Consider the following 26,380-nt stretch of genomic DNA (forward strand, 5'->3'; position numbering starts at 1 on the left):
CAGCCTAGCGGGCGGCGTTCAGGCGATCGCGGCAGCGGCGCGTGTTGTTCAGCAGCGTGTCGAGGCTCTGCTCGATGTGCCCGAACACCTCGTCGGCGTAGTCCTCGGCGCCGGCGCGGGTCTGGCGCTCCAGCTCGCGGGCGTCGGCCAAGATGGTATCGGCCTGCTGCTGGGAGATGCGCACGATCTCCTGCTCGGAGGCAATGGTGATCGCCTGGCTGCGGGCGTCCTCGATCATGCGATTGGCCTCGACCTCGGCATCGTCCAGAAGGCTCTGGCGCTCACGCACGATCTGACGGGCCTGGGAGAACTCCGCCGGGAACAGGTCGCGAATTTCGTCCATGATGTCGAAGGCGGCGGCGATATCGACCTGGCGAAGGTTGTTCTTGCCGAAGACCGGCTTCGAGTCCTCCAAGAGGATCGAGAGCTCTTCAAGCAGCCCAAGTACTCCGGTTTCGTCCATGTTGTTCCTTCCTGACTATATCGCATCGCCCCACGGCCCCATTTGGACACGCGCGGACAGACGTCGTTCACGCTAAGTTTTTCCATTCTACCATGATGGAAAAACTATGGAACACCCCTGTCATTCCGTGCACAAACGCTCCAAAAGATCGAGGGTGGTGTCGCCGAAGTGGCGGCGGGAGGCTATTTCGTAGCCGGACGTTTCGGCCAGCGTCTCCACGGCATCGTCGTCGGAGGCGTCGTGCTCGTAGCTGACGATGAGATCGGCGGCCAGGGCGTCTGCGGCGTCGAGGCGGCTAAGGAGGCCGAAAACCTCCGCCGGGTCGGTGGCGTAGGGCGGATCGAGGAAGATGAGATCGAAAGGACGCCCGGGCGCTGCCGCGCCACGCTTGAGAACGTCGCCGCGCACGAGGCGCGCCCGATCGCGGCCGAGGCGCAGGGCGGCGATGTTGCGCTCGATGACGGCGGCGGCGTCCCGGTCGCGCTCGCAGAGCATGGCCGTATCGGCGCCGCGGGAAAGAGCCTCCAGGGACAGGGCCCCCGAGCCGGCGAAGGCATCCAGCACCACGGCCCCGTCCAGCCCATCGCGCAGGGAGACGAGCGCGCTCATGAGCGACTCGCGGACGCGGTCGGTGGTGGGGCGGGTACCGTCGCCTCTGGGGGCGTCCAGCTTGCGGCCCCGGAACTCTCCGGCGATGATGCGCATGATCAACCTCCTACGATAGCGGACTCGTGGGCGAAGGCGAGGCGGACCTCGCGGGCCAGGGCGACGTGGTCGGGCTCTTCCAGGTTCGGATCCACCTCCAGAAGGGCCTGGGCGTCGGCGCGGGCGGCCTCGATGACGGCACCGTCGCGCATGATGTTCACGAGCTTCAGCCCGCTGGCGCCGTGCTGGCGGTTCCCGAGGATATCGCCCTCGCGGCGCAGGGACAAGTCGAAGGCGGCCAGCTCGAAGCCGTCGTCGGTGCTTTCCATGGCCGCCAGGCGCGCGAGCGACTCCTCACGCTGGGAAGCGGAAACGAGAAACACCTCGGCCGCCTTCTCACCGCGGCCCACGCGCCCGCGCAGCTGGTGCAGCTGGGCGAGTCCGAAGCGGTCGGCGTCCTGGACGATCATGACCGTGGCGTTGGGAACATCGACCCCCACCTCGATGACCGTCGTGGCCACGAGCACCTGGACCTCGCCGGCACGGAACTGCTCCATGACCTCGCGCTTGGCCTCAGCGCCCATGCCGCCGTGAAGCAGCCCCACCGTCCAGTCGGCGAAGGTGGTGCGCTGCAGCATCTCGGCCTCGCGGGTAGCCGCCGTCACATCGTCGCCGGCGAGATCGGCATCGTCCTCGATGGCCACGGCCGGATGGTACTCCTCCCCCGCTGCATCGGCCTCGCGCGCGCGCCCCGCCGCCTTGGCATCCCGGGCCTCGGCGTCCTTGCCCACGAGCGGGCAGACGACGAAGACCTGCTCGCCACGGTCGAGCGCCTCGCGGGCCGCCTCGAAGGCGTCTCCCTGCTGCTCGCGGGAGAGCACCCGCGTCGTGCGCCGCGCGCTGTCGTGGGGGCGGTGCTTGATGTAGGACAAGGTGAGATTGCCGTAGAGCGCGAGCGCCAAGCTGCGCGGAATGGGCGTGGCCGTCAGGTACAGCGCATCGGGCGCCTGCCCCTTGGCGAGCAGCTTCGCCCGTTGGTCGACGCCGAAGCGCTGCTGCTCGTCGATGACCGCCAGGGTGAGGTTGCGCGGCACGACGTCGTCGGAGAGCAGCGCATGGGTACCGATGAGCACGTCCACCTGCCCGGAGGCGAAGCCTTCCACAATGGCGGCCCGCTCGGCGGCGGCCGTGGAGCCCGTGAGCAGGGCGACGCGCACCCCGGCGCCTTCCAAGCACTCTCCCAGGCCCTCCATGTGCTGGCGGGCGAGCACCTCGGTGGGCGCGAGGAGCATGGCCTGCCCCTCGGAGTCGGCGGCGGCGGCCAGGGCGTGGCCGGCCACGACGGTCTTGCCGGTGCCCACGTCTCCCAAAAGCATGTGGTTGGCCACCGTCGGCGCCGCCAGGGCGGCAAGAATCTCGTCGCGCGCCCGCTGCTGCTCGCCGGTGAGCTCGAAGGGAAGCGAGGCGGCGAAGGCACCAAGCCGCGGGCCGTCCACCACATGGGCGTGGGGCACGCATCCAGCGCTGCGGGCCGCGCCCTCCTGCATGAGGAACAGCTCCAGGTACAAAAGCTCCTCATAGACGAGCCGCCGCCGCGCCTCGTCGGCTTCTGCCATGGTGCGCGGGAAATGGATGGCGCGCAGCGCGGCGTTCCGGCTCATGAGCCGGTAGCGCAGACGCAGCCCCAAAGGCAGCGGGTCGAAGAGCCCTTCGGCTGCCTCCAATCCGTTGGCCACGATGCGGCGCACCCAGGCCGCCGTGAGCTTCTCGGTGGCCGGATGCACCGGCACCACCGAGCCGGTGACCTCCTCCCCCTCCCCGATCACCTCGATGAAGGGGTTGGTCATGCGCTTGTAGCCGTAGTCGAAGGTCACCTTGCCCGAAACGGCCACCGCATCCCCCGCCTTCACCTGATCCATCAGCCATGGCTGGCGAAAGCAGGTGACTACAAGGATGCCCGTGCCATCCACGAGCGCGATCTCCACGAGCTTGAGATTGTAGCGGGGCTTCTTCAGCTTGATCTCGTGCACCGTGCCGCGAATGGTGCAGACCTCCCCGATGCGAGCGGTGCCGCAGGTCTCCACCTGCGAGAGGTCGATGTAGGATCGGGGAAAGTGTGTCAGCAAATCGCGCAGCGTGCACACACCGAGCTTCTCGAGCGCCGCAGCCCGCGCAGGGCTCACCAGACGAACCCGGGACACGGGCTCGTCCAGCGAGAGCGTAGCTTTTTCCCGATCAATGGGCAAACTATCTTCCTTCTATTATGGCAGAGCCAAACGCGAGATGGACGGCGTGTTCACCAAGCGAGTTCCACAGATGGTATCGAAGGCGGCTTATGTTGGGGAGAGGATGCCCCTGGCGCCTTCGATACCAACGAGGACTGTCTGAGCGACTGAACATGCCATCCAGCTCGCGTCCCGGGAGAGTTTCAAGCAGATTATTCAACCGAGAACACAATGGGGTAAAGGGGTTGCTCGCCGCGCTGGGCGTCAACTTCCAGCTCGTCGTAGGCTTCCTCGATCTTCGCCACGAGCGCCTCCAGATCCTCGTCGGAATAGCCCTCGCCGGCCAAAATGGTGCAGGTATCGGCGTCCTCGGCGTCCATCTTGCCGAGCAGCGTCAGCACCGCGCCGTCGATGGAATCGTCCACCGCCTCGATGGAGCCGTCGGCGATGCCGATGACGTCGCCCTCGGCGATGGGGTTGCCCTCGGCGTCCTTGGAGTCGCGGGTGGCCCAGGTGACCTCGCCGGTCTTCACGGCCTGGGCGGCCTCGGTCATCTCCTCGACGTTCGTTTCCAAGGAGGCATCCACATCCACGGCGAACAGGGCCGAGAAGGCCTGGGGCACCGATTTGGTAGGCACGACGGCACAGGGCGTCTCAGAGAGCTCGGCAGCGGAGTTGGCCGCCATGATGATGTTCGAGTTGTTCGGCAGGATGATGACCGCATCGGCGTTCACCGATCCTGCGGCGTCCAGCAGATCCTTCGTGGAGGGGTTCATGGTCTGGCCTCCAGAGACGATGACATCGACTCCGAGGCTCTTCAGGATCTCCGCCTGGCCGGAACCGGCGGCCACGGCCACAAAGCCCAGGGGCTTGCGCTCGGCCTGCTCCTCGGCGGCCAGCTTCTCGGTGCGCTCGGCCGACTGAATCTGCATGTTGTGGATGAACACCTCGGAGATCTGACCGTGATCGAGGAAATACTTCAGCACCTGATCGGGGTGGTCGGAGTGCACGTGCACCTTGAACTTCGGCACCTCGCCCACGCACAGCTCGCAGTCGCCCATGGTGGAGAGGAACTCAAGCGCGGCATCCTTGTCCAGGGTATCGGAATCCACGAGGAACTCGTTGCAGTAGCGGTACTGGGAGCCCTCCCAGTCGTTCACCTGCTCGATCTCCACCTTGGGGTGCGACCCCCGGGCGAAGGACATCTCGTCGACCATGGTGCCGGAGCGCCCGAGCAGCGCCGCGGTGAAGGCGTCGAAGAGGATGGCGAGCCCGAAACCGCCGGCGTCCACCACACCATGCTCCTTGAGCACAGGCAGAAGGTCGGGCGTGCGCTGCACCGAGGCGTAGGCCTCGGCCACGATGGCGTCCAGGGCCTCGGGGATGGAAAGCTCCTGCTCGACGGCCACCTTGGCGGCGGCGGCGGAATCGCGCAGCACCGTGAGGATCGTGCCTTCCACCGGCTTGCGCACGGCCTGGAAGGCCACCTCGCGAGCGCGATCGAAGGAGGCAGCGATGGATTCGACATCGAACTCGTCGAAGCTTTGGCTGCCCTCGCATAGGCCGCGCAAGATCTGGGAGGTGATGACGCCGGAGTTGCCGCGCGCCCCCATGAGGGCACCGGTGGTGATGGCCTTGCGGATATCGGCTCCCGGAGCACCGATGGGAAGGTTCGCCACGTTGCTCACCACCGACTGGATGGTGAGCGACATGTTCGTGCCGGTGTCGCCGTCGGGCACCGGGAACACGTTCAGGCGGTTCACTTCCTCCTTGCGCTCGTCGAGAACCTTGGCAGCGGCGGCCACGGCGTTCAGCACGTTATTGGAAGAGTAAGTCGTAGTAGACATGAGGGGTTAATTCTCCTTCAAGGGCGAGCTGCCCGCATCAGGCGGGCACTTGAGCCCATCTCGCGATGAGCCTTAGCGGCGCACCTTGACATCCATGACGTGAACATCCACACCGGCCAGCGGCACGCGCGCGTACTCCTTCAGCGCGAAGCTGACCTGGTCGATGAGGTTGCGGGAAACCGTGGCGATGTTGGTGCCGTATTCCACGACGATGTACAGATCGACGTGCACCCCCTCTTCCAGAGAACTGACCACCACGCCGCGGCGCAGGCGCGAGGCGGGCAGGATCTTGGCGATGCTGTCGGCGGCGTTGGGCGCGCACACCCCCACCACGCCGTAGCACTCCATGGCGGCGTTACCGACCAAATCGGCCAGCACGTCGTTGGCAACGTGGAGGTTGCCGGGTATCGTAGAACTCATGGGACAAATCCTTTCCGCTGAGCTTTGCATACATAGTCGAGAAGAGTATAGCGCAACGAACACTCCGCCGCCGTTACCCCCCGATGACAGTCGGCCATATTCCACAAACGAACTCGCATCACCGGAGGCGCCGCGAAGGAGGCGGGACGACCCGTGCTCAAGCAATGGCTCGCTTGGTGGAACAGCCCACTGGGCTGTTCCAGTCGCTGCGCAACCTGCACGCGGGCCGCCCCGCCTCCTTCGCATCGTCAACTTTGTGCCGAAACAGAGAAAGCCCGCGGGGCGGGCTTTTGGATTCTCTGGAAAAGAAAGCGGAAACGCTCTTGCTAGGCGCGCTCCACCTTTCCGGCCTTCATGCAGGAGGTGCACACGTTGGCGCGACGGACATGGCCCTTCGCGTCGCGAATGGTGATCTTCTGGATGTTGGGACGGAACACGCGGTTGCTCACACGGTGAGAGTGGCTGATGCTACGACCGGCAACCGGGTGCTTACCGCAAACTTCGCAAACCTTCGACATTGATATCAACTCCGTAGTGCTTGTTGTTTCGTTTTGGACACAGCTCGCCAACTATAGCACAGCGCGCGCGGTGAGGGCAACAGAAATTATGCGATCACCAGCAAACGCTTGCACGAGGGGCACATACCCAGCGGTGCCTGGTTGCGCAGATCGATAAGACGGCCGCCGTCGATGACCGTGCGGCAGGCGCCGCAGCGGTTGCCGTCGAGCACGCCGATGGCCACGCCGGAGCGGGCCGCCGTGCGGTTGTAGACGTCCAATAGCTGCGGGGAGACCTTCGCCTCCACCTGGCCGCGAGCCGCTTCCAGCTTGGCGATGGCGAGTTTGAGGTCGCCCCCCTGCTTCTGGAACGAGTCGATGGCCTCCTGCTCCTTGGCGGCGATCTCCTCCAGGGCGAGCGAGATCTGGGCCTCCATGGCGCTGATCTTGTCCAGCTCGGCGGCCACCCCGGCGCGATCCTCGGCGATGGTGGCGCGGCGGCGCACGATGCCCGCCAGCTCCTTGGTGCGGGCCTCCACGTTGCGGAAGTCACCGTGAGCGGCGTCGATGGCGGCCTGGACGCCGGCCTCCTTCTTGGCCAGCGACGCGTCCTCGTCGTCGATGCGGGTGATCTTCTTCGTGGTGGCGCGCTTGAGCTCGGCCACCTGCTCGGATTTGGCCTCGATGGCGGCCTTCTTGTCGCGGGCGGCCACGATGATGCCGCGCTGGGGCAGCTCGTCCAGCTCCTTGCTCAGGCGCTTGATCTCGAGATCGATGCGCTGCAGTTCGAACAGACCTTCGATATCGTCGCGCGTAGCCTCCATGGAACCTCACTTTCGATCTCTGTTTTCTCCCTGACAATAATAGGCGAAAACCCAGATCTTGGGCAGGGGCAATGGAGAAAATTACGCAACTAGACGCGGACGGCCTCCGGCGTCCACCAGTTCTCGGACTGATCGACAAGCGTCACCGCCTCGGCAGGGACGCCGGCGCGGGCCAGCGCCTCGGCCAGCACGGCCGCCAAGGGCAGCTCGCTCACATCGTGGCCGAGCTCGATGACGGCCACGTGCGCCGCCGCCAGCTCCAGCGCGGTGTGGTACTTCATCTCGCCGCAGACGACGGCGTCCACCCCGGCCGCGACGAGCGCCGGCGCGAGGCTGGCCGCCGAGCCCGTGGCCGTGACGACCCGGCGCACCGGCGCATCGGGGGCGCCCCATACCCGCGGCGCGCGGCCGAAGACCGCCATGCAGCGGGCAGCCAGGCGCGCCAAGGTCTCGGGCTCGCCGTCGTTGTCGGGCACCTCGCAGATCTGCCCGTAGCCCTTGCGCCGCGAGCCCTCCAAGGGCTCGGCGAAGCGCAGGGTGAACTTGAGCCCCAGCATACCGGGCAGCACCCGGGCCGCCGCCGGGCTCACATCGAGCGCCGTGTGGAAATCCATGAGCGCCACCTGGTTGCGGATGGCGGCCCATACCACGGCCCCGGGGCTTTCCAGGGCGCTCGCCTCGGGCGCGAAGGCATCGGGGGCCTCGAGAAACGCCGGATGATGGGTGAGGAGCACGTTGGCCCCGGCCTCGGCAGCCGCGGCCACGGCAGCCGGCGTGGCGTCCAGGGCCACGGCCACCCGGGTCACGGGCAGCGAGCGCTCCCCCACCAGAAGCCCGGTGCGGTCCCACTTCTCGGCATCCTCGGCCGGGAACTCCTTCAGCAGCGCCTTCTCCAGGCCGCCGATGGTCATGTTGAACGTGCGCGGCGCGAGATGGGACTCGCCCCGCTTGGAAAGAGCCTCGGTGCTGGCCTTGTCGGCCTTGTTGAACAATCCCATATGATCAGCTTCTTTCTTGGAACGGAATCGGCGCGCCTTATCGCGGACGCACCCTATTCGATGGTAATGCTTCGACGGTCGCCTGTGGCTGTCGGAACGGTAACGCTTCTGTAGCCCGCCTCGTACATGAGCCCGTAGGCCCGCTCGATGTCCCGGGCCACGTTGGCCGGGTCGTGGGAGTCGCAGCCCACGGTGCAGGGCACGCCGGCGCGGCAGAAGGCGGCGAGCAGCCCCGGGGCCGGGAACATCTCGGCGCAGGCGTAGTAGCCGCCCGACGTGTTCACCTCCACCATGCGGCCGCCGGCGCGCGCCGCCTCGGCCATCTCGTCGTAGAGGGACTCCAGGCTGAAACTCGGGTAATAGCCGAACTTCTTCGCGAGATCCGGATGGCTCATGGCGTCGTAGGGCAGGCTCGCATTCGATGCCGCCTCGCACCACAGCTCGCCGTAGCGCCGCCAGATGGCGTCCGGCGCCCCGGGCTCCTTCCAACGGGCCTTCTGATCGGGATCGTCGAAGGCCCAGCCGTCGATGAAGTGCACCGACAGAAGGCGGAAGCGGAAGGGGGCCAGCGCCTCCTCGGTCAGCTGGCGGTCCTCCAAGGCGCCGAGGTAGTCCATCTCGGTGCCGGTGACGAATTCGATCTGCGGGTGCCGGGCGCGGGCCTCGTCGATTTCAGCCAAGTAGGCATCCACCATCTGCGGCCTCATGGAGAGGTACTCGTCCGGGTCGAAGGCCGCAGAGAGCGGGAAGTGCTCGGTGAAGGCGAGGGTGGTCAGGCCGGCGGCCGCGGCGGCGTCGGCGTACTCGGCGATGCTTCCGGTGCCGTGGCCGGAATAGACGCAATGGCAATGGGTGTTTACGAGTTCCACTTAATTGCTCTCCTTGTCCGTGCGCGGATTCGGGGTGGTGGTGCCGTGCTCAAACAGCAATCCCCGCATCTCTCGACCGCTTGTCCGCGTGTGGGCTCGGGGCGGAAGTGCCGTGCTCAAACAGCATTCTATGGCAGATCTCGTCGAGGGTTCTGACGTATCTGCATGCCATAGAATGAACTGCGCGCGGCACCACCGCCCCGAGCCCACACGCTGCTCTTACAACAATGAAATGCTTTATCTTCTACCGTATTCTACCAGTTCAATACTTTGTTCAAAGCCTTCTCGAAGGCCGCTATATCGGCCTCGGTGGTGTATCTTCCCATGGAGATGCGCAGGGCGTTGTAGGACGTATCTCCGGTGATGCCCATAGCGCGCAGGACGTGGCTCGGCTCCAGGGAGTGGCTGGAGCAGGCGCTGCCGCCGGCGACGCAGATGCCGAGCTGGTCGAAGCGCAGCACCATGGTCTCGCTCTCCCACTCATCGGCCAGGCCGTGGACGATGTTGGGGAGAAAGTCGCGGCTGCCCGCATCCACCTCCACCGTGGGCTGGATGCCGCCGATGGAGCCCATGGCCGCATAGAGGCGGTCGCGCAGGGCGCGCAGGCGGGCGGACTCCTCCGGCTCGGCTTCCTGGGCCGCCTCCAGAGCGGCGACGAAGCCGGTGACGCCGGCGACGTTCTGGGTGCCGCTGCGGCGACCGGATTCCTGACCGCCGCCCAAAAGGTAGGGGGCGAAGGGAGTGCGGGCCTTCAGGTACAGGGCGCCCACGCCCTTGGGGCCGCCGATCTTGTGGGCCGAGAAGGAGGCGGCGTCCACGCCGAGCTCCTGCAGGTTCAAGGGCATCTTGCCCAGGGCCTGCACGGCATCGGTGTGGAAGAGGGCGCCGCGCTCGTGGGCCAGCGCCGCCAGCTCGCGGATGGGCTGGATGGCGCCCACCTCGGAATTCGCCGCTTGCACCGAGACGAGCACCGTGTCGTCGGTGAGCGCCTCGGCCAGCGAAGAGGCCTCGATGAAGCCCTGGCGGTTGGGGCGCAGGTAGGTGACGCGCACGCCTTCGGCCTCAAGGCGCCGGCAGGGCGCGAGCACGGCATCGTGCTCGATGGCGGAGGTGATGACGTGCAGGGCGCGGTCCTTCTGGCCGGTAAGGCGCCGCTGCTCGGCGGCCGCCTGCACAAGGCCGAGGATGGCCGCGTCGTCGGCCTCGGTGGCGCCGGAGGTGAAGACGATCTCATCGGGGCGCCGGGCGCCCAGGGCCCGGGCCGCGCGGCGCCGGGCGCTTTCCAGAAGATCGAAGGCGGCGCGCCCCACCCCGTACAGGGCGTTGGCATTGGCATTCACGGCCAAGTTCGCAGGCCCGGGCACCTGGAAGGGCGCCATGGCGCCGGCCGCCTCGGCGCACAGGGGGGCGGTGGCGGCGTAGTCCAGGTAGATGAAGTCCGCCGCCGGCTCGGGCAGAACGGCGTCCTCGGCATCGGCGCGCCCCTCGGCCATGGCCACATCGGCCGCCAATTCGCGCTCGACGGCCGCAAGGTTTTCCGCAGTGTTGCTCATCGCGCTCCTTCTTCTCCCTCTTAATCCCATTGGCCGCGGGCCAGGGCGGCCTCGCGGGCCTCGTCGGCCGCGCCCTTCACGGCGCCAATGGCCGCCCGCGGGTCGTCGGCCTTGAACACGGCGTTGCCGCAGACGAGCACGTCGGCCCCGGCGGCGGCCACAAGCGGCGCCGTGGAAAGCCCGATGCCGCCGTCCACCTGGATGAGCAGCTCCTCGTTGCCGGCCGCCCGCGCCATCTGCACCACCTCGGCCACCTTCAAATCGGATCCCGCGATGTAGCTTTGCCCGGAGAAGCCCGGCTCCACCGACATGACGAGCGCCATGTCCAGCTCGGCGATGACCGGCGAAAGCGCGCTCACGGGCGTCTTGGGCTTTAAGGCCGCCGCCGCCAGAAGGCCCGCCTCGTGGATCTGGGCGATGGCCCGCGCCAGATCGGCCTCGTCCAGCGCCTCCACGTGCACGTTCAAAAGGTCGGCGCCGGCGTCAATGAACCAGGGCAGCTCGTCCAGCGGGTTGTCGATCATGAGATGCACGTCGCACAGAAGGTTCGTGGCGGGCTTGAGCTGCTTCAAGAGCGGCACGCCCATGGTGAGGTTCGGCACGAAGTGGCCGTCCATGACGTCGATGTGGACGAAGGCGGCGCCGCCCTCCTCGATCATGCGAATGTCCCGTCCGAGGTTCATGAAATCGGCGGACAGGATTGAAGGGGCGATTTTCACAGGTTGGTACATAGGACGCATCCTCATCTCGCGGCTTTCCGATGGCGACATTCTACCGCGACGACGGTGCTCCGACGGCCTATAATGACCGTCAGCGGCAAACCTGCACGGAGCGGCCCGGCGCCCACGGCCGGCGCCGCAGATGCGCCCGCGCCCCGATGGGGCGCCGACGCCTTCCGACGAGAGCGAGGACACCCATGCCCAGCACGACTCGCAGCACCTTCTTCACCTATCCGACGAAGTTCGGGCCCGTCACCATCGCCGCCGACGGCACCGCCGTGACCGCCGTCAGCTTCGGCGAGCAGAACCTCCCCGGCGACCGGCAGCCCACAGCGCTCACCACCGAGGCCGCCAACCAGATCATGGCCTACCTCGCCGGCCAGCGATCGGCGTTCACCGTTCCCATGCGCCCCGAGGGCAGCGCCTTCCAGCAGGAGGTATGGAAGGCCGCGGCGAACATCCCCTACGGGCACACGACCACGGCCCGCGCCCTCGCCGAAACGCTGGGCCGCCCCGGCTCCTTCCGCTCCGTCGGAGCCGCCCTGCGCGCCTGCCCCACTCCCCTGCTCGTACCAACGCACCGCATCGTCACCGCCACCGGCAAGCCCACCGACGACATCAACGCCGCCCTCCTGAAACTAGAGCAGCAGCCTCTCACCAGGTAGCGCTCCCGGGCACCGGAGCAACCGAGACCCTGCAGCGTCCGAGAGCGCCGGGGGCGTCGCCGAAACTCTCTGAACACCAATTTGAAAAAGCGCCCCGAAGGGGCGCCCATAAAAGCATGAAGCAGCGCAGCGCCTGAGGCCGAAGGCCGAACAGCGGAGCGGGTGTTGCGGCGATGCCCCCGGCGCTCTCGGACGCGGACAGGCGACGACCGCCCCGGCACCCGGGAGCGCGGACAGGTCGATCAGGCCGCCGCGTCCTGCAGGGCGTCCAGCTTCGCCATGCACTCGTCAACGGTCGCCCCACCGAGCAAATCGCGCACGATGAGGCACACATTGCCCCACTGTTCCACGTCCATACCCGCGTTCGAGGCGAGCACGTAGGTATCGGCCTGCACCAAATCGTTCAAGGGGCGAAGCGGCTCGACGCATTCCACTTCCACGTTCTTCGAAGGCGAGATAACGCGGTTGGTCTCGGCGTACAGCCGCAGGGCCTCGTCCGAGCAGATGACGTCCACCACCTTGAGAGCCTCGTCGCGGTGCTCGGCCCGCTCGCCCACGGCGCATCCGGTCATGGAGAGCACGGGCATCTGCCCCCGCGCGCTCGGAAAGCCGATGACCTCCATGTTGAACGAGGGGCTGCCGTAGGCGGTATCGGTGTTGGCCGCGTCCCAGTAGGCCATGACGATGGGGCATGTTCCCGCCATGAAGTCATCGCCCTCGCCGGCCCCTTCGAAGGCCTCGCTCACCAGCGCGTTCTCGGCGTCGACGTAGCCGAGATCGATCAGCTTCTTCAAGAACTCGAATCCGGGACGCATGTAGTCGCTGTAACGGGCGCGGCCCTCGTTCAAAGCCTGCACCTCGGCGGCCACGTCTCCTCCGTTGTACAGATCGGCGTAGGCCTGGGCGAAAACGAAGGTCTCCAGCCACCAGCGGTTGGCGCCGACGGGCGTCTCATAGCCCTTCTCTTTGAGAACCCGGCAGCATTCCAGAAACTCCTCGGGCGTGTTCGGCAGCGAAAGCTCGCATTCGTCGAAGATATCCTTGTTCACGAACAGGCCGTAGGCCACCACCTCTTGGGGAATGGCCACGAGCTTGCCGTCGACCGTGTTGGCCGTGCGCGCCACCTCCCGCAGGTTCTGGGCGCAGGAAAGCCCCGACAAGTCGGCGAGGTGCCCCTCCGACCCGAGGGTCACGATGGTGTCGGTGTTCAGCAGGTACAGATCGTCCGAATTGTTGCGGGCCCGCTCCAGGCACACCTCGTCGTAGGTCTTGTCCTGGTAGTTCTCGGCCGTGTAGGTGTGATAGGCCAGCGTGAGCCCGAGCCGCTCCTCCGCCATGGCGATCGTCAGGTCGCTGGCCGTGCGGGCCGTGTTCTCGGTGTCGGGGCTGATCTTCTCCATGGGGCTGAAGAAGTTCACCGTCCTCTCCTCGTCGACATCCTGCACGGCCAAATTCTCCGCCGGCGCCGGAGCGCTGCAGGCCCCGAGCACTAAAGCGCCGACGAGGGCGACGGCGGCCACGGCCCCCTTGCGGACGCGCTTGCTCGCGATAGGTCTCATGATCGTCCTTTCTCGACGAAGCGGTCGACGGCGCGCCGCAGCTCGTCTATCTCCAAGGGCTTCGCCACATGGGCGTTCATGCCGGCGGCCAGCGCCGCCTTCTCGTCTTCCACGAAGGCATCGGCGGTCATGGCGAAGATGGGAATGGTCGCCGCATCCGCCCGCGCGAGCGCCCGGATGGCCTGGGCGGCCGCATGCCCGTTCATGACTGGCATCTGCACGTCCATGAGGATGGCGTCGAACTCGCCGGGCTCGCAGCGCTCGAAGCGCTCGACGGCCAGCTTGCCGTTCTCGACGATCTCCACCGTGGCGCCCTCCATCTCCAGCAGATCCGTGAGGATGCCGGCGTTGAGGAAGTTGTCCTCGGCGGCGAGGAAGTGCTTGCCGGAGAGCACCTGGGCCAGATCGTCGTCTCCCTCGGCATCCACGCCGCGCACGGCCTCGATCTTCTGCTTCAGCATGGAGGGGAAGAAGGGCTTGGTCAGCACCGCCGCGCCCGGGGGCAGCGCCACGTCGTCGTCCTGGTCGAAGGCGTGCTCGAGCATGAACAGAAGCGGCGTCTCCGCGCTCGCCCGCAGGCCGTCGGCCGCACGCACGGCGGCATCGTCGAGCCACGGGACGCCGACGAGCACCACGTCATAGCCGCCGCGGGCCCGCGCCAGCTCGCAGGCCGCATCGGCACTTGCCGCCCCGTCCACTTCCACGCCCGTGCCCTCCATGAACTCGGCGATGGCCCCGTGCGCCGCAGGCGAGGCGTCCGCCACGAGCATGCCCTTGATGCCGGCGCGCTCCCAGAAGTATCCGGCAGCCTGCTCCTCGGGGATGCGCAGCTCCAGATCGACCCGGAACAACGACCCCTTCCCCACCTCGCTTTCCACCTCGATGGTACCGCCCATGAGGTCGACGAGGCTCTTGGTGATGGACATGCCGAGCCCCGTGCCCTGCACTTTGTTGGTGGTGGAGTTCTCGGCGCGCGTGAACGAGTCGAAGATGGTCTTAAGGAACTCCGGCGTCATGCCGTAGCCATCGTCCTCAACCTCGATGCGCAGATGCTCCAGTGCGTTGGAATGCGCCGGAAGCCCGATGAAGCGCAGCCAGATGCGACCGCCCTCCGGGGTGTACTTCACGGCATTCGACAGCAAGTTCAGCAGAATTTGGTTGAGGTGCGTCTCGTCGCCGATGAGGCGCTCGTGGCGGACGGAGCGGATCTCCGCGCAGAACGTCTGCCCCTTGTCCCGGGCCATGGGCGCGATGATGGATTCCACCGCCGCCAGAGAGTCGCCCAAATCGAACTCCGCCAAGGTGAGCGACGCTTTGCCGCTCTCGATCTTCGAGATGTCCAGCACGTCGTTGATGAGGTCGAGCAGATGGCGCCCCAAGGCCATGATCTTGCCGGCGCAGTCGCGCACCTTCGCGGGGTTGTCGGCCTCCTTCTCGATGATGGTGGTGAAGCCAAGCACGGCGTTCATAGGGGTGCGGATGTCGTGGGACATGTTGGCGAGGAAGGCCGACTTCGACTCGTTGGCCACCTCGGCCGCCCGAAGCGCCTGGGCGAGCTGCTCGGCGTGCAGCGCGCGTTCCTCCTCCCGTGCCCGCCGGGCCCGGGCCTGCTTGCGCCGGTTGAAACCGTAGAGGATGACGCACAGGCAGAAGGCCGCAATCGTGATGGAGGCCACCATGATCAGGGCGACGTTCACCGCCTGGGCCTCGCGCTGGATGGCCTCCATGGGCACATAGCCCACCAGATAGGTGGTGCCGTCGCCGATGGACCATAAATAGCACAGGGCCTCGGTGCCCTTCACCTTATGGGCGAACATGACGTTCTCGCGGTTTGCGACACCGTCCGCCACCATGGAGAGGATGACCGGATCGGTGATGTTGTTGGCCCGGTAGAAGTCCTCCAGATTCACATGCCCCGCGTCTCGCTCGCCCATGCCCTCGGGCTTCAGCACGAAGCGCTCCGTGGCGGCGTCCATGAGGTAGAGCACGGCCCGCTGGCCGTAGAAGCCCTGGGGCAGCGACTGGTCGATAGCGTCGAAGGTGTACTCGGTGTACAGCTCGGCGATGGGGACGCCGTCGCGCTCGATGGGGCATTTCACCGTGTAGGCCCAGCTGCCCTCGGCGTTCACATAGGCCTGGGAGACGGGCAGCCCCTTGATGGCTCCCCCGCCGCTGAAATCGAGCGACGCCGGGTCGAAGGGGGCACCGTCGTTGGAGACGCCGACGTCGGCCCCCTCGGGCACGACAGAGATGAGCGCGGCGGCATCGCTTTTGCCCAAGCGCTCCACAGCGGCGGCCGGATCGCCCGCGGCGGCAAGCTCGGTGGCCAAAAGCCGTTGGAACTGCGCCTCGCTGTCCTGAATGGCCTCCACGGTGCTTTCCACGAGGTTCAAGTTCTCGTTGAGGTTCAGAATGGCGGCATCGGCCATGTCGTCGGAGGTCTTCTTCGAGACGGCCCAGATAGAGGCCCCCATGACTGCGAAGATGAGCACGATGACCAAGGTCAGGCGCGCGAAGCCCTTCCGATCCCGGACGGCGTTCTCGGTCGTCTTCATAGCGGCGGCGCACCCTTCCCCTTCGAAATTTGCTTGCTTAACAGTACGTCATCAGAGGGGAAACTGCAAGGCGAAAACGGCATACGACAAGGGGAAAACGAGGCGCGGCCGCAAAGAGATGCCCATAAAAAAGCTCCTCCGGCAGGGGAACCGGAGGAGCTTTGCTCAGTACGCACGGAGGAGAAGGGGATAACGTGCGCATGGAAATCGTTTCCGCCGCGAGGGTTTTGAGAGAGGAGAGAGGAGGGTTCACGCAGGAGACGGTGCGACGGAAAGCTCGAATTGGTTGTCAAGGACCTCGCGGTACGGGCGCCCGGTTGCCCGGATTTCCGCCCTTCCGCTCGGCTGATGACAACAATAAGGCCTTCCCGTCCTCGTGAAAGCGGGAAGGCCCGACGGTTGCGACCATGTATGCACCCCGTTTACCTGGCGAAATCTTAAGGCAATCGCTCGTATTTTACGAAGCAAGCCCGAGATTCGGGGCGGGGGTGCCGCGCGCAGTTCGGTCTATGGCAAACGGAAAGGCCCGAACCCCCAGACGAGAAATGCCATAGACCGCTGTTTGAGCACGGCACCCCCGTCCCGGCGTTAAAGGCCGGACAACCTGGAAGATCGCTCTAGTAGAACTCGCTCTTAAGCGGCCGATCGATGAGGGCGGCCGCGGCCTCGCGCGGGTTCACCCCTTCCCACACGACGCTGCGCACCGTATCAGTCAGAGGCAAATCGACCCCGTAGCGGGCCTCGAGCGTGGCCAGAGTCTTGCAGGCGATGGCCCCTTCCACCACCATGTGGGTCTGCACCGTGAAATCGTCCAGGGTAAGGCCGCGGGCCACGTACTGCTCGCCGAACCGCCGGTTGCGCGAGTGCTGCGACATGCAGGTGACCACCATGTCGCCGGCGCCCCCGAGCCCCATGCAGGTAAGCGCCTCTCCCCCGGCCGCCACCACCATGCGGCTCATCTCGGCGAGCCCGCGGGTGATGAGCATGGCCGCGGTGTTGTCGCCGAAGCCCATGCCGTAGGAGATGCCCACGGCAATGGCGATGACGTTCTTGAAGGCGGCGCACAGCTCCACCCCGACCGGGTCGTCGGAGGTGTAGGTGCGGAAGAACCGCGTGGCGAACAGGTCGCGGAAGAAGAGCGCCGTCCCCTCGTCGGCCGACGCCACCACCGCGGCCGACGGCTTGCGGCAGATGACCTCCTCGGCATGGGTGGGGCCCGACAGCACCGCCATGCGGCCCGCATTCCCCAGCTCGGCGGCGAAGGTATCGATAGGCAGAAGGCCTGTCTTCTCCTCCACACCCTTCGAGCAGATGACAATGGGAGTCCCAGGCGCGATGAGCTCTCGCAGGTCGGCGGCCACCGAGCGCAGGGCGGCCGAGGGCGTCACGATGACCACGGCCTCAGCGCCCTCGCAGGCACACGCGTAGTCGGCGGTGGCGCGGATGGCGGAAGGAAGGCGGTAGTCCGAGAGGTACCGAGGGTTGCGGTGCTCCTCGTTGATGGCGCGGGCCACCTCGGGCGTGCGGGCCCAGAGCACCACCTCGTGGCCTGCTTCCGCCAGCACGAGCGCCAACGCCGTTCCCCAGCTGCCGGCCCCAATCACTGCTACGCGCATATCGATCCTCTCTCTTGGTTGAAGCTCCCCCGGAGCGGAACCGCCGGGTACCTTGATTCGCTCAAACAGTCCTCGCTGGTATCGAAGGCGACAAGATCGTTTTCGCCGCATATCGCTGCGCCTTCGATACCATCTGCGGAACTCGCTCGGTCAAGGCACCCGACGTTTCCGCTTCACTCAACCATAGTTGATGCTTAGGCTGTCTTCTTGCTCCCGATCTTGTTCTCCGTGCCCGCGCGCAGGCGGGCGATGTTGGCGCGGTGGGCCCAGATGACGACGCAGGCCGTGGCGGCGATGATGAGCCAGGGGACCCACTGGCCCCAGTAGAAGTACAGGGCGAGCACCGGGCAGATGACTGCCGCGGCGATGGAGCCCACGGACACGCAACGGGTGACGGCAATGCCGAGGGCGAAGACGGCGATCTCGATGAGGAAGCCCAGGGGGCCGAAGACGAACACGAGGCAGGCGGCGGCCACCGCGATACCCTTACCGCCTTTGAACTTGAGCCAGGGGCTGAAGATGTGGCCGAGCGTGCAGCCGGCGAAGGCGAGGGCCAGGGCCAAGGCGCCCGCATCCACCGGAAGCCCTTCAACCGTTGCAGGCAACGTTGCGCCGGCCAGGCTATAGTCGATCTCAGCCCAACCGGCGAGCGGCGCCCAGAACCAGAAAGCGAGCCAGCCGGACAGAAGCCCCTTCCCGAAATCGAGCACGAACACGAGCGCGCCCCCGACCTTGCCCATGGCGCGGAAGGCGTTGGTGGTGCCGATGTTGCCCGATCCTTCGTCGCGGATGTCCTTGTGATAGGCCAGCTTCGACACGATGACGCCCCAAGGGATAGAGCCGAGCAGGAACGAGACGGCGAAGGAAAGGGCGAGCCAACCGATGATCGCTGCCATGGCCTAGTCCTTCTTCTTGAACTTGAGGCGGATGGGCGTGCCCTCCAAGGGGAAGGCCTCGCGCATGCGGTTCTCAAGATAACGCTCGTAGTTGTCGTCCACGACATCGGGGCGATTCACGAAGAAGGTGAAGTGGGGCGGGCAGGTACCGGTCTGGGTGAGGTACTTCATGCGCAGCACCGCCTTGCCCTTCGACACGGTGTGCCCCGTCTCGCGGATGCCGGCGAGCCACGTGTTCAAACGGGCCGTGGGGATGGTGCGGCTGTAGTTGGCGTAGACGTCGTCGATGGCGCCCCAGATACGGTCGACACGCTTGCCGGTAAGCGCCGAGATGGCCACCACCGGCGCATAGCCCACGAAGGTCATGCGGTCCTCGATGCGCTCGCGGATCTTCTCCTTGGCCTCGGGGCCCTCCACGATGTCCCACTTGTTCAGCACGATCACCATGGCGCATCCCCGCTCGGCGGCGTATCCGGCCACACGCTGGTCCTCGTTGGTGAGCCCCAAGGTGCCGTCGATGACAAGCAAGGCCACATCCGCCCGGTCGATGGCGCGCATGGCCCGCACGAAGCCGTAGTATTCCACGTCCTGGTCGATCTGGCTCTTGCGGCGCAGGCCCGCCGTGTCCACAATGCGGTACATCTGCCCCTCGTGCTCGACCAGCGTGTCGATAGCATCGCGCGTGGTGCCGGCCACGTCGCTCACGATGGAGCGGTTGTTGTTGGTGAGCTTATTGGTGAGCGAGCTCTTCCCCGCGTTCGGCCGACCGATGATGGCGACGTTGATGGCCTCAACCTCTTCCTCGGGAACAACTTCCACCTTCCGCAGCTCGTTCACGACCTCGTCCAGCAGGTCGCCCGTGCCGTTGCCGTGCTGGGCGCTCACCGGCCACGGATCGCCCAGGCCCAGCGCGTAGAACTCCCACACCTCATCCATGCGGGCCGGGTTGTCCATCTTGTTCACGGCGACGAACACCGGCTTGCCCGCCTTCTGCAGGATGCGGGCCACCTCCTCGTCGTCGGTGTTGATGCCGGCCTTGCCGTCCACGAGGAAGATGATGACGTCGGCCTCGCGCGCCCCCTCGAAGGCCTGGGCGCGGATGGAGCCTTGGAAGGCGTCGTCGCCGCCCATCTCGATGCCGCCGGTGTCGATGAGCATGAACTCGACGCCGTTCCAGTCGGCCTTGTGGTAGCTGCGGTCGCGGGTGACGCCGCGCATCTCGTGCACGATGGCGTCGCCGGTTTGGGCGATGCGGTTGACCAAGGTGGACTTGCCCACATTCGGGCGGCCCACGATGGCGACGATGGGAAGGGCCATGGTTATCCTCGCTATTCTTTACGGCTCGTCTTGGGCGAGCTTGATAATCTCAGGCAGATAATCGCAAGGGTTACAGGATACCACGGACACCGGAGCACCTGCCGCGTTTTCGATATCCTGCACGGTCATGTCATCGAGCGTCACGCCGTTGTCGTTGAAGATAACGCCCGGAAGGAGAAAGAGCTGACGGGTCCCTCCGGAGGCAGACGCGCGGTACTCTGATTCGCTCAGACAGTCCTCGCTGGTATCGAAGGCATCAGGGCTATTCACTCCCCTTCTCGTTGCGCCTTCGATACCATCTGCGGAACTCGCTCGGTCAGAGCACCGCGCGTCTGCCCCCTGCTCAACCATGGTTGAGTTCTTCTCTTCCTCGCTGGCGGCCTTGATGGCGGGGGCGATGTCTTGGGCGGTGAGAAGGCCGGTGACGTTGACGTTGCCGCCGAAGTAGTCGTTTCTCACTGTGAGGGGGACGAGACGGCCGGCCAGGGGGCTGTTCGCGATCATGGCGTCCAGGAAGGGCTGCATGGCCTCGCCGATGATGTAGCGGGCCGTGAGGTTTCGAGCGGCCAGCGCCTCAGCGGCGCGGGCAGCCAGGCCGTTTTCGCAGACCTCTTCGAACTCGTCCACATAGGAGCGGACGATGCCGATGCCGTCCTCGAACATGTCGTAGTCGCCATAGTCGGAGGCCGGCGGGATACGGGCCGGCGTGTCGGCGCCGAAGGCGTTCACGTAGAACTCGTCGGCGGCGAAGACCCAGGGGCCTCCGCGCTCGGCCCGGGCGCGCTGCTGGAAGGGGGCGATCACATCGATGACGCCGCGGGCGGCCTCGGGCGTCGTGAAGCTCTCGTGCAGGGACGTCTGGTGCTTGGTGAAGCCCAGAGGCACGATGCCCACGCCGTTGATACCCGGGCGCTCCCAGGCCCATTCCAAGGTCTCGCGCAGGGCCTCTCCGTCGTTCACGCCGGGCATGAGTACAATCTGCGCATGAGCCTCGATGCCAGCCGCCAGCAGGCGATCGAGAGCTGCCAGGCCGTGGGCCGCGTGCTTGCCGATCATGCGGCGGCGCAGCTCCGGCTCGCTCGCGTGCAGGCTCACCCGCAAGGGGCTGATGTGCTGCTCGATGATGCGGGCCTCATCTTCCGGCTTCAAGTTCGTGAGCGTGACGAAGGTTCCCGAGAGGAAGCTCAGGCGGAAGTCGTCGTCGCGCAGCACGAGCGAGGGGCGCACGCCGTCGGGCAGCTGGCGCATGAAGCAGAACACGCAGGCGTTGCGGCAGAGCTTCACGGAATCGAACAGCACCCCGTCGAACTCGAAGCCCCACCGCTCCCCCGGTTCGCGCTCCAGCTCCACTTCCCCGGCCTCGCCATCCAGGTCGATGTAGCCCACGGTGATGACGTCGTCGGCCGCGAGCCAGCGCCAGTCGATGATGTCGCGCAGAGGCTCGCCGTCCACGGTCGTGAGGTAGCAGCCGGGCGTAAAGCCGGCGTCATCGGCGGGGCTTTCCGGCTCCACGGCGACGATGCGCGCCGCCGGCCCCTCCCACGCCGCAGCCGCCGCCTCGGCAGCCGTGAGACTCGCCTGGTCGCAGGCGGCGCAAGAGGCGCAAGAGGCCTCGCGCTCGATGTCTTTTCCGGGGTAGGTGGCCATGGCTACAGGGCGCGCAGGAACGCTTCCACGGCGGCGATCTGGTTCTCGGGGGTGCTCGCGCCGGCGGTGACGCCCACGCGGCGGCAATCGGCAAAGGCCTCCGGGTCCAGCTCGTCGGTCGATTCGATGTGGAAGGTGCGCGGGCAGGTGAGCGCGCACACCTCAGCCAGCCGCGTGGTGTTCGACGAGTTGCGGCCGCCGATGACCACCATAGCGTCCACGGCCGAAGCCAGATCGGCCGCGGCCTCCTGGCGCTGGCGCGTGGCCGAGCAGATGGTGTTCTTCACGATGGGCTCAAGCCCCGCCTCGCGCAGGGCGGCCACCACCGCCTCCAAGTTCTCGCGGCGCTGGGTCGTCTGGGCCACCACGCCCACCGGATCGTACAGGCCCTCGGGGATCTCCTCGGGCGCGGCCACCACGTCCACCTTGCCGCCGGCTTCCTCGGCCCAGGCAGTGAGCCCCTCCACTTCCGGGTGACCCGCCTCACCCACCACGATGACGCGACAGCCCTCGGCCGCGAGCTCCGCAGCGGCGTGCTGGGCCCGGGACACATGGGGGCAGGTGGCGTCGACTACGGAAAACCCGCGGTCTTCCACGGCGGCCAGCACCTGGGGCGTCACCCCATGGGAACGGATGACCACCGCCGGCACGTCCCCGGCTGCGGAAGCTGACCCTTCCGCTGACGCGTCCCCGGCTGCGGCACCTTCCCAGCAGATATCTTCCACGGAACCAACGGCCTCGGCGCCGCGGGCGGCCAGATCGGCCACCACCTGCGGATTGTGGATGAGTGGCCCGAGCGTGTAGGCCCGGCTCCCGTCGGCGATGACCTCGTCGGCCATGTCCAGCGCCCGCTGCACCCCGTAGCAGGCCCCGGCCCGCTTCGCGCGAATCACTTCCACGGTTAGCTCTCCTTCACTTTCGCGGCGGCCTTGGCGGCTTTCTCGGCGCGAGCGGTGCGGGCGGCACGGGCCAGCTCCTCGCTCGTGTGGCGCGGGATAGGATGCTCGGCGAACACCGGGGCGTAGTCGCGCGTCTCGGGGAACAGCGCCGCCATGTCCACGTCCTCGGGAGCGCAGCGGTAGTACAGCGCGAAGCACTCGCGCATGGCGTACCAGGTGCAGGCCTCCACGCGCTCGTCCTTCGGCAGGAAGTCGAAATCGCCGACGAGAATGGGATCGCCGTAGTCGACGGTCACCTTCGGGAAATGGACACGCTGGCCCTTCTGTTTGATGCGCTCCACGCCGCGCACGGTCATGGGCAGGATGGGCACCTTCGCCATGCGGGCGATTACCGACACGCCGGCGTGGATGGAGGGCACCCGGTCGGTCTTGCCGCGGCGCGTGCCCTCGGGCAGGATGCCCACGAGCTCCTGGCGCTTGAGCATGCGCACGGCGCGCTTGATGGAGGTCATGTCGGCGGTGTCGCGCTTCACGGGGAAAGCGCCCACCCGCGAGAGCGCCTGGCCGAGCAGGCCGTGGGCGTTGTCGAAGAGGCTGTCGCGGCCCATGAGGCGCACCCACTGCTTCGGGCGCGCGGCCAGGTACATGAAGACGACGTCGAAGAACGACGTGTGGTTGCAGATGACGAGCGCCCCTTCCGCGCCCTGGAAGGCGCGCAGCTTGTCGCGGTTGTCCACCCGATAGCGGAACAGCAGCTTACACAGGCCGCCCACCACCACGTAGGCCGCATTGCCGAACCAGTGCGGGATCTCGTTGGTGCTGGGCTCGCCGCCCAAATCCATGTCCCACATCTCGGAGTATTTTAGGAACATCAGCGCGCCTCTCTGGCAAGCTTGCAGATCTGCTCGATGACTTCCTCGATGTAATGACCGGTGGAGTCGATGTGCACGGCGTCGTCGGCGGGGCGCAAAGGAGCCGTGGCGCGGGAGGAGTCGGCCGCATCGCGCCGGCGCAGGTCGGCCAGCACCTCGTCGTAGTCGATGGAACCGATGCCGCGATCGACGTTCTGGCGCACCCGGCGATGGGCGCGCTCCTCGTCGGAGGCGGTGAGGAACACCTTCACGGCCGCATCGGGAAACACCACGGTACCGATGTCGCGGCCCTCCACCACGTAGTCGCCGGCGTTGCCGATGCGGCGCTGCTGGTCGAGCAGCGCCTCGCGCACGGCGGGCGCGGCGGACACCGGGCTCACGGCGCGGTCGATCTCGGCAGTGCGGATGGCGTCGGTCACCTCGTCATCGCCGATGAACACGCGACGCGGCACCGGGTCGCCTTCCACATGCCCGAAGGCGATGTCGTAGGTACGGGCGATAGCCCCCAAGACCGGCTCGTCGTCGAGCGCGACGCCGTCTTGCAGGGCGCGCCAGGCGATGGCGCGGTACATGGCCCCCGTGTCCAGGCAGGAGAAGCCGAGCTCTTTGGCCACGGCCTTGGCCACGGTGGACTTTCCGGCCCCGGAGGGCCCGTCGATGGCGACGATCACTATTTCACCAATCCCTTCAAGTCGGCGAGGAAGTCGGGGTAGCTCACGGCCACGCAGGTGAAGCGGGTCACCGATACGGGCACGCGCCCGCAGGCGCCCACGAGCGCCCAGGTCATGGCCAGACGGTGGTCACCGTAGGACTCGAAGACGAGGCCTTGGGGCACCTGCAGCTGCGGGTTGCCCTCGACGAACAGATCGTCGCCCTCTTCCCAGGCGTCCACGCCGAGCAGCGCCAGGCCGTCGATGATGGCCTTGAGGCGGTCGGATTCCTTCACGCGCAGCTCCCCCACCTTGTGGAACACCGTGATGCCCCGGGCGTGGGCCGCCACCAGGGCGAGCACGGGGATCTCGTCGATGACCGAGGCGATGTGCTGGGAGGGAATCTCGCAGCCGCGCAGCACGGGCGTGTAGTTCACCGTGATGGTGCCGCGGGGCTCCTTGCCCTCATGCCCGCCGTAGGACTCGCGAATGTCGGCGCCCATGCGCTCCAGCGTGCGCACGAACCCGATGCGGGCCGGATTCAGCGACACGTTCTGAATGGTGACGGAGCTGCCGGGCTTCAGCAGGGCGGCCGCGGCCACGAAGGCGGCCGAGGAGGGGTCGCCCGGCACGACGACGTCGGAGGCGAGCATCTCGGCGGGGCCGGTCACCGTGGCCACGCGGGTGCCGGCGGTGGTGGGCACGTTGAACTCCGGCAGCATGAGCTCGGTGTGGTTGCGCGAGGGCGCCGGCTCGTTCACGGTGGTGGTGCCGTCGGCGAAGACGCCGGCCAAAAGCACGGCGGTCTTCAGCTGGGCCGAGGCCATGGGGCTCGCGTAGTCGATGGCGCGCAGGACGCGGTTGCCGCACACGGTGATGGGCAGCGTCTCCGGCGTCTCGGGCACAAAATCGACGCCCATCTTCGCCAGGGGCGCCACGATGCGGCGCATGGGGCGTTTCTTGAGCGACTCGTCGCCGGTGATGGTCACCTCGATGTCCCAGGGGGCCACGACACCCATGAGCAGGCGCGCCGTGGTGCCCGAGTTGCCGCAGTCGATGGGGGCGGCGGGCTGGCTGGGGCCCTCGGCGCCCCAGCCGGTGACGGTGCCGGAAAGCGATCCGTCGGGCTGGGCCTTCAAATCGACCTCGGCGCCCAAGGCCTCCACGGCGCGGATGGAGGCGCGCACGTCCTCGGAGTCGAGCACGCCGGAAAGATGCGAGGTGCCCTCGGCCATGGCCGCGAACAGCACGGCGCGGTGCGAGATGGACTTGTCGCCCGGCACCGTGACGTCGCCTTTGAAGGGCCCCCCGAAAGGCTCGATGATCGTGTAGGGTTCTGCGAATTCGCTATTCGACATGAGCGTACTCCTTCGGCATGAGCGGACTGAACGATACGGAGAAACCAGCGTTGATCAGCTGCATCGAGAGCTGGCCGATATCGCCTTCATCGGTGAGGATGAGGGAGAGCACGGCGTTGCCCTCGCTGATGTGGTCGATGTCAATAGATTGTATATTGCAACCCACCGAGCTGGCAATGGTGCAGACCTCCGCAACGACGCCGGTGCGGTTCACCATGGGGATGCGCACCTCGAGCAGCTTCTCGGTGGAGGGCACCCAGGCGGCCGGCAGTGCGCGGCGGGCGTCGGCGGCCTCGGCGAGCAGGCGCGTGAACGTCTCGCGGTCGCCGGTTTCCAGCGCGGCGGCGAACGAGCCCAGGATGGAGGCCATCTCGTCCAGGCCGCTTTTCAGGGCGCAGGCGTTGTCGAAGGCGATGCCGCACCACAGCTTCGGGCTGCCCGCGGCGATGCGCGTGGTGTCCTTGAAGCCGCCGGCGGCCAGCCGCATGATAGAGCCAGTGTCGTCGGCGTGCGCGCTCGCCAGCTGCATGAGGGAGGAGGCCACCATGTGCGGCACGTGACTCACCACGGCCACGGCGGCGTCGTGCTCCTCGCGGCGCAGCGACACCACGCGGGCATCGAGGCCGGTGACCAGCTCGTGGAGGTGCTGGAAGTCCTCGGGCACCGTCGCCGTGTCGGGGCAGAGGATCCAGTTCGCTCCCTCGAAGAGGTCGGCGCGGGCGCCGGCGATGCCGCTCTGCTCGGAGCCGGCCATGGGGTGTCCCGGCACGTAGCGCGCAGGCGCAGGCAGAAGCTCGGTGGCCGCGGCGAGGATGTGGCCCTTGGTGGAGATGGTGTCGGTGACGACGCCGGTGTAACCCCAGTCGCGCAGGCGAGCGAGGTAGTCGTCCACGGCGGCAACCGGCGTGGCGATGACCACGAGCTCGCAGTCGTTTTCGATGAAAGCGCGGAAGGCGGGGTCGTCGGGGCCGGAGGCCGCCTCGCACCAGCCTCGCTCGGTGGCGGCGGCGCAGGTGGCGGCATCGGTATCGACCCCGAAGACGCGCACGTCGGGCATCTTGGTCGCCAGCGCCCCGGCCAGCGACGCCCCGATGAGCCCGAGGCCGACGACGGCGATGGCCGAGAAGGGGGCGTTGGGCGCGACGGGAGCGGGCTCCGGCGCGGCGCCCGTCGCGGGGGCATCCGGAGCCGTTTCGGCCGCCCCGCCGGCGCCGTTCAGTTCAGCAGATTCAGTCATGGAAGTGTCTGTTTCCTCAATCGATCAGGTACCAGTCGCCACCCATTGT

The 26,380-nt window shown here is 66.9% G+C and carries 23 protein-coding genes; 1 reads left to right on the forward strand and 22 read right to left on the reverse strand.

Annotated features, from left to right (window positions below; genetic code table 11):
* Positions 1–4 precede the first annotated feature (4 nt).
* The 11 genes from NE591_RS05490 to rpe form a co-directional block, all read right to left on the reverse strand.
* The gene (locus NE591_RS05490; protein ID WP_022739695.1) at positions 5–463 is read right to left on the reverse strand and encodes a hypothetical protein; all 459 of its coding nucleotides are present in this window, start codon (positions 461–463) and stop codon (positions 5–7) included.
* 120 nt (positions 464–583) lie between these two features.
* Positions 584–1,168: a 16S rRNA (guanine(966)-N(2))-methyltransferase RsmD gene (rsmD, locus tag NE591_RS05495; protein WP_114539723.1), complete on the reverse strand. Its 585-nt coding sequence runs from the start codon at positions 1,166–1,168 to the stop codon at positions 584–586.
* Positions 1,169–1,170: 2 nt separating this feature from the next.
* On the reverse strand, positions 1,171–3,354 hold the full coding sequence (locus tag NE591_RS05500) for an ATP-dependent DNA helicase RecG (protein WP_173113286.1): 2,184 nt from the start codon (positions 3,352–3,354) through the stop codon (positions 1,171–1,173).
* Positions 3,355–3,545: 191 nt separating this feature from the next.
* Positions 3,546–5,180 carry a DAK2 domain-containing protein gene (locus NE591_RS05505; protein WP_173113289.1) on the reverse strand — a complete coding sequence of 545 codons (1,635 nt, stop codon included), beginning with the start codon at positions 5,178–5,180 and terminating at the stop codon, positions 3,546–3,548.
* A gap of 72 nt (positions 5,181–5,252) precedes the next feature.
* Positions 5,253–5,600 carry an Asp23/Gls24 family envelope stress response protein gene (locus tag NE591_RS05510; RefSeq protein WP_022739691.1) on the reverse strand — a complete coding sequence of 116 codons (348 nt, stop codon included), beginning with the start codon at positions 5,598–5,600 and terminating at the stop codon, positions 5,253–5,255.
* A gap of 326 nt (positions 5,601–5,926) precedes the next feature.
* Positions 5,927–6,118, reverse strand: coding sequence for a 50S ribosomal protein L28 (gene rpmB / locus NE591_RS05515; protein WP_157012836.1), 192 nt, complete (start codon positions 6,116–6,118; stop codon positions 5,927–5,929).
* Between the two features lie 86 nt (positions 6,119–6,204).
* A complete protein-coding gene (locus tag NE591_RS05520) occupies positions 6,205–6,921 on the reverse strand; it encodes a zinc ribbon domain-containing protein (protein WP_161127126.1) in 717 nt (238 codons plus the stop codon).
* A gap of 89 nt (positions 6,922–7,010) precedes the next feature.
* Positions 7,011–7,919 carry a Nif3-like dinuclear metal center hexameric protein gene (locus NE591_RS05525; RefSeq protein WP_173113292.1) on the reverse strand — a complete coding sequence of 303 codons (909 nt, stop codon included), beginning with the start codon at positions 7,917–7,919 and terminating at the stop codon, positions 7,011–7,013.
* Positions 7,920–7,972: 53 nt separating this feature from the next.
* Positions 7,973–8,788 (reverse strand): histidinol-phosphatase, encoded by an 816-nt coding sequence (locus tag NE591_RS05530; protein WP_173113295.1) that lies wholly within the window; start codon positions 8,786–8,788, stop codon positions 7,973–7,975.
* A gap of 254 nt (positions 8,789–9,042) precedes the next feature.
* Positions 9,043–10,341: a cysteine desulfurase family protein gene (locus NE591_RS05535; RefSeq protein WP_331458046.1), complete on the reverse strand. Its 1,299-nt coding sequence runs from the start codon at positions 10,339–10,341 to the stop codon at positions 9,043–9,045.
* Between the two features lie 20 nt (positions 10,342–10,361).
* The gene (gene rpe / locus NE591_RS05540) at positions 10,362–11,072 is read right to left on the reverse strand and encodes a ribulose-phosphate 3-epimerase (RefSeq protein WP_256156439.1); all 711 of its coding nucleotides are present in this window, start codon (positions 11,070–11,072) and stop codon (positions 10,362–10,364) included.
* Positions 11,073–11,257: 185 nt separating this feature from the next.
* On the opposite strand from rpe, the gene NE591_RS05545 reads away from it, so the two are divergent.
* Positions 11,258–11,725 carry a methylated-DNA--[protein]-cysteine S-methyltransferase gene (locus NE591_RS05545; RefSeq protein ID WP_161128437.1) on the forward strand — a complete coding sequence of 156 codons (468 nt, stop codon included), beginning with the start codon at positions 11,258–11,260 and terminating at the stop codon, positions 11,723–11,725.
* Positions 11,726–11,967: 242 nt separating this feature from the next.
* Here NE591_RS05545 and NE591_RS05550 read toward each other — a convergent pair whose 3' ends face one another.
* The 11 genes from NE591_RS05550 to NE591_RS05600 all read right to left on the reverse strand — a co-directional run bounded on the left by NE591_RS05550 (position 11,968) and on the right by NE591_RS05600 (position 26,331).
* A complete protein-coding gene (locus tag NE591_RS05550) occupies positions 11,968–13,284 on the reverse strand; it encodes an ABC transporter substrate-binding protein (protein ID WP_227070192.1) in 1,317 nt (438 codons plus the stop codon).
* Positions 13,281–15,839 (reverse strand): ATP-binding protein, encoded by a 2,559-nt coding sequence (locus NE591_RS05555; RefSeq protein ID WP_227070191.1) that lies wholly within the window; start codon positions 15,837–15,839, stop codon positions 13,281–13,283. The genes NE591_RS05550 and NE591_RS05555 overlap by 4 nt, the downstream gene beginning before the upstream one ends.
* Positions 15,840–16,456: 617 nt before the next feature.
* Complete coding sequence (locus NE591_RS05560) at positions 16,457–17,455, reverse strand: NAD(P)H-dependent glycerol-3-phosphate dehydrogenase (protein ID WP_114539714.1); 999 nt, start codon at positions 17,453–17,455, stop codon at positions 16,457–16,459.
* Between the two features lie 194 nt (positions 17,456–17,649).
* Positions 17,650–18,351, reverse strand: a complete 702-nt coding sequence (gene plsY, locus NE591_RS05565; protein WP_114539713.1) for a glycerol-3-phosphate 1-O-acyltransferase PlsY — start codon at positions 18,349–18,351, stop codon at positions 17,650–17,652.
* A 3-nt stretch (positions 18,352–18,354) separates the two neighbouring features.
* Positions 18,355–19,668, reverse strand: a complete 1,314-nt coding sequence (gene der / locus NE591_RS05570) for a ribosome biogenesis GTPase Der (protein ID WP_227070190.1) — start codon at positions 19,666–19,668, stop codon at positions 18,355–18,357.
* Between the two features lie 18 nt (positions 19,669–19,686).
* Positions 19,687–21,315, reverse strand: coding sequence for a DUF512 domain-containing protein (locus NE591_RS05575; RefSeq protein WP_256156441.1), 1,629 nt, complete (start codon positions 21,313–21,315; stop codon positions 19,687–19,689).
* 2 nt (positions 21,316–21,317) lie between these two features.
* Positions 21,318–22,214 carry a 4-hydroxy-3-methylbut-2-enyl diphosphate reductase gene (ispH, locus tag NE591_RS05580; RefSeq protein WP_227070181.1) on the reverse strand — a complete coding sequence of 299 codons (897 nt, stop codon included), beginning with the start codon at positions 22,212–22,214 and terminating at the stop codon, positions 21,318–21,320.
* A 2-nt stretch (positions 22,215–22,216) separates the two neighbouring features.
* Positions 22,217–23,086: a 1-acyl-sn-glycerol-3-phosphate acyltransferase gene (locus NE591_RS05585; protein ID WP_227070178.1), complete on the reverse strand. Its 870-nt coding sequence runs from the start codon at positions 23,084–23,086 to the stop codon at positions 22,217–22,219.
* On the reverse strand, positions 23,086–23,757 hold the full coding sequence (gene cmk, locus NE591_RS05590) for a (d)CMP kinase (protein ID WP_114539708.1): 672 nt from the start codon (positions 23,755–23,757) through the stop codon (positions 23,086–23,088). The genes NE591_RS05585 and cmk overlap by 1 nt, the downstream gene beginning before the upstream one ends.
* Complete coding sequence (aroA, locus tag NE591_RS05595; protein ID WP_114539707.1) at positions 23,757–25,094, reverse strand: 3-phosphoshikimate 1-carboxyvinyltransferase; 1,338 nt, start codon at positions 25,092–25,094, stop codon at positions 23,757–23,759. Before aroA ends, cmk begins: the two co-directional genes overlap by 1 nt.
* Positions 25,084–26,331, reverse strand: a complete 1,248-nt coding sequence (locus tag NE591_RS05600) for a prephenate dehydrogenase/arogenate dehydrogenase family protein (RefSeq protein ID WP_114539706.1) — start codon at positions 26,329–26,331, stop codon at positions 25,084–25,086. Before NE591_RS05600 ends, aroA begins: the two co-directional genes overlap by 11 nt.
* Positions 26,332–26,380: the final 49 nt, after the last annotated feature.

The sequence above is a fragment of the Adlercreutzia sp. DFI.6.23 genome (assembly GCF_024462535.1).
Taxonomy (GTDB): Bacteria; Actinomycetota; Coriobacteriia; order Coriobacteriales; family Eggerthellaceae; genus Adlercreutzia; species Adlercreutzia rubneri.

What these genes read in the sequence shown, in the direction of transcription:
- NE591_RS05555 (WP_227070191.1), bottom strand. Translation starts at nt 15,839, where the DNA reads ATGAAGACGACCGAGAACGCCGTCCGGGATCGGAAGGGCTTCGCGCGC.
- rsmD (WP_114539723.1), bottom strand. Translation starts at nt 1,168, where the DNA reads ATGCGCATCATCGCCGGAGAGTTCCGGGGCCGCAAGCTGGACGCCCCC.
- NE591_RS05490 (WP_022739695.1), bottom strand. Translation starts at nt 463, where the DNA reads ATGGACGAAACCGGAGTACTTGGGCTGCTTGAAGAGCTCTCGATCCTC.
- NE591_RS05535 (WP_331458046.1), bottom strand. Translation starts at nt 10,341, where the DNA reads ATGAGCAACACTGCGGAAAACCTTGCGGCCGTCGAGCGCGAATTGGCG.
- NE591_RS05585 (WP_227070178.1), bottom strand. Translation starts at nt 23,086, where the DNA reads ATGTTCCTAAAATACTCCGAGATGTGGGACATGGATTTGGGCGGCGAG.
- NE591_RS05560 (WP_114539714.1), bottom strand. Translation starts at nt 17,455, where the DNA reads ATGCGCGTAGCAGTGATTGGGGCCGGCAGCTGGGGAACGGCGTTGGCG.
- NE591_RS05600 (WP_114539706.1), bottom strand. Translation starts at nt 26,331, where the DNA reads ATGACTGAATCTGCTGAACTGAACGGCGCCGGCGGGGCGGCCGAAACG.
- NE591_RS05510 (WP_022739691.1), bottom strand. Translation starts at nt 5,600, where the DNA reads ATGAGTTCTACGATACCCGGCAACCTCCACGTTGCCAACGACGTGCTG.
- NE591_RS05505 (WP_173113289.1), bottom strand. Translation starts at nt 5,180, where the DNA reads ATGTCTACTACGACTTACTCTTCCAATAACGTGCTGAACGCCGTGGCC.
- NE591_RS05545 (WP_161128437.1), top strand. Translation starts at nt 11,258, where the DNA reads ATGCCCAGCACGACTCGCAGCACCTTCTTCACCTATCCGACGAAGTTC.
- NE591_RS05520 (WP_161127126.1), bottom strand. Translation starts at nt 6,921, where the DNA reads ATGGAGGCTACGCGCGACGATATCGAAGGTCTGTTCGAACTGCAGCGC.
- NE591_RS05525 (WP_173113292.1), bottom strand. Translation starts at nt 7,919, where the DNA reads ATGGGATTGTTCAACAAGGCCGACAAGGCCAGCACCGAGGCTCTTTCC.
- NE591_RS05575 (WP_256156441.1), bottom strand. Translation starts at nt 21,315, where the DNA reads ATGGCCACCTACCCCGGAAAAGACATCGAGCGCGAGGCCTCTTGCGCC.
- der (WP_227070190.1), bottom strand. Translation starts at nt 19,668, where the DNA reads ATGGCCCTTCCCATCGTCGCCATCGTGGGCCGCCCGAATGTGGGCAAG.
- plsY (WP_114539713.1), bottom strand. Translation starts at nt 18,351, where the DNA reads ATGGCAGCGATCATCGGTTGGCTCGCCCTTTCCTTCGCCGTCTCGTTC.
- aroA (WP_114539707.1), bottom strand. Translation starts at nt 25,094, where the DNA reads ATGTCGAATAGCGAATTCGCAGAACCCTACACGATCATCGAGCCTTTC.
- rpmB (WP_157012836.1), bottom strand. Translation starts at nt 6,118, where the DNA reads ATGTCGAAGGTTTGCGAAGTTTGCGGTAAGCACCCGGTTGCCGGTCGT.
- NE591_RS05550 (WP_227070192.1), bottom strand. Translation starts at nt 13,284, where the DNA reads ATGAGACCTATCGCGAGCAAGCGCGTCCGCAAGGGGGCCGTGGCCGCC.
- rpe (WP_256156439.1), bottom strand. Translation starts at nt 11,072, where the DNA reads ATGTACCAACCTGTGAAAATCGCCCCTTCAATCCTGTCCGCCGATTTC.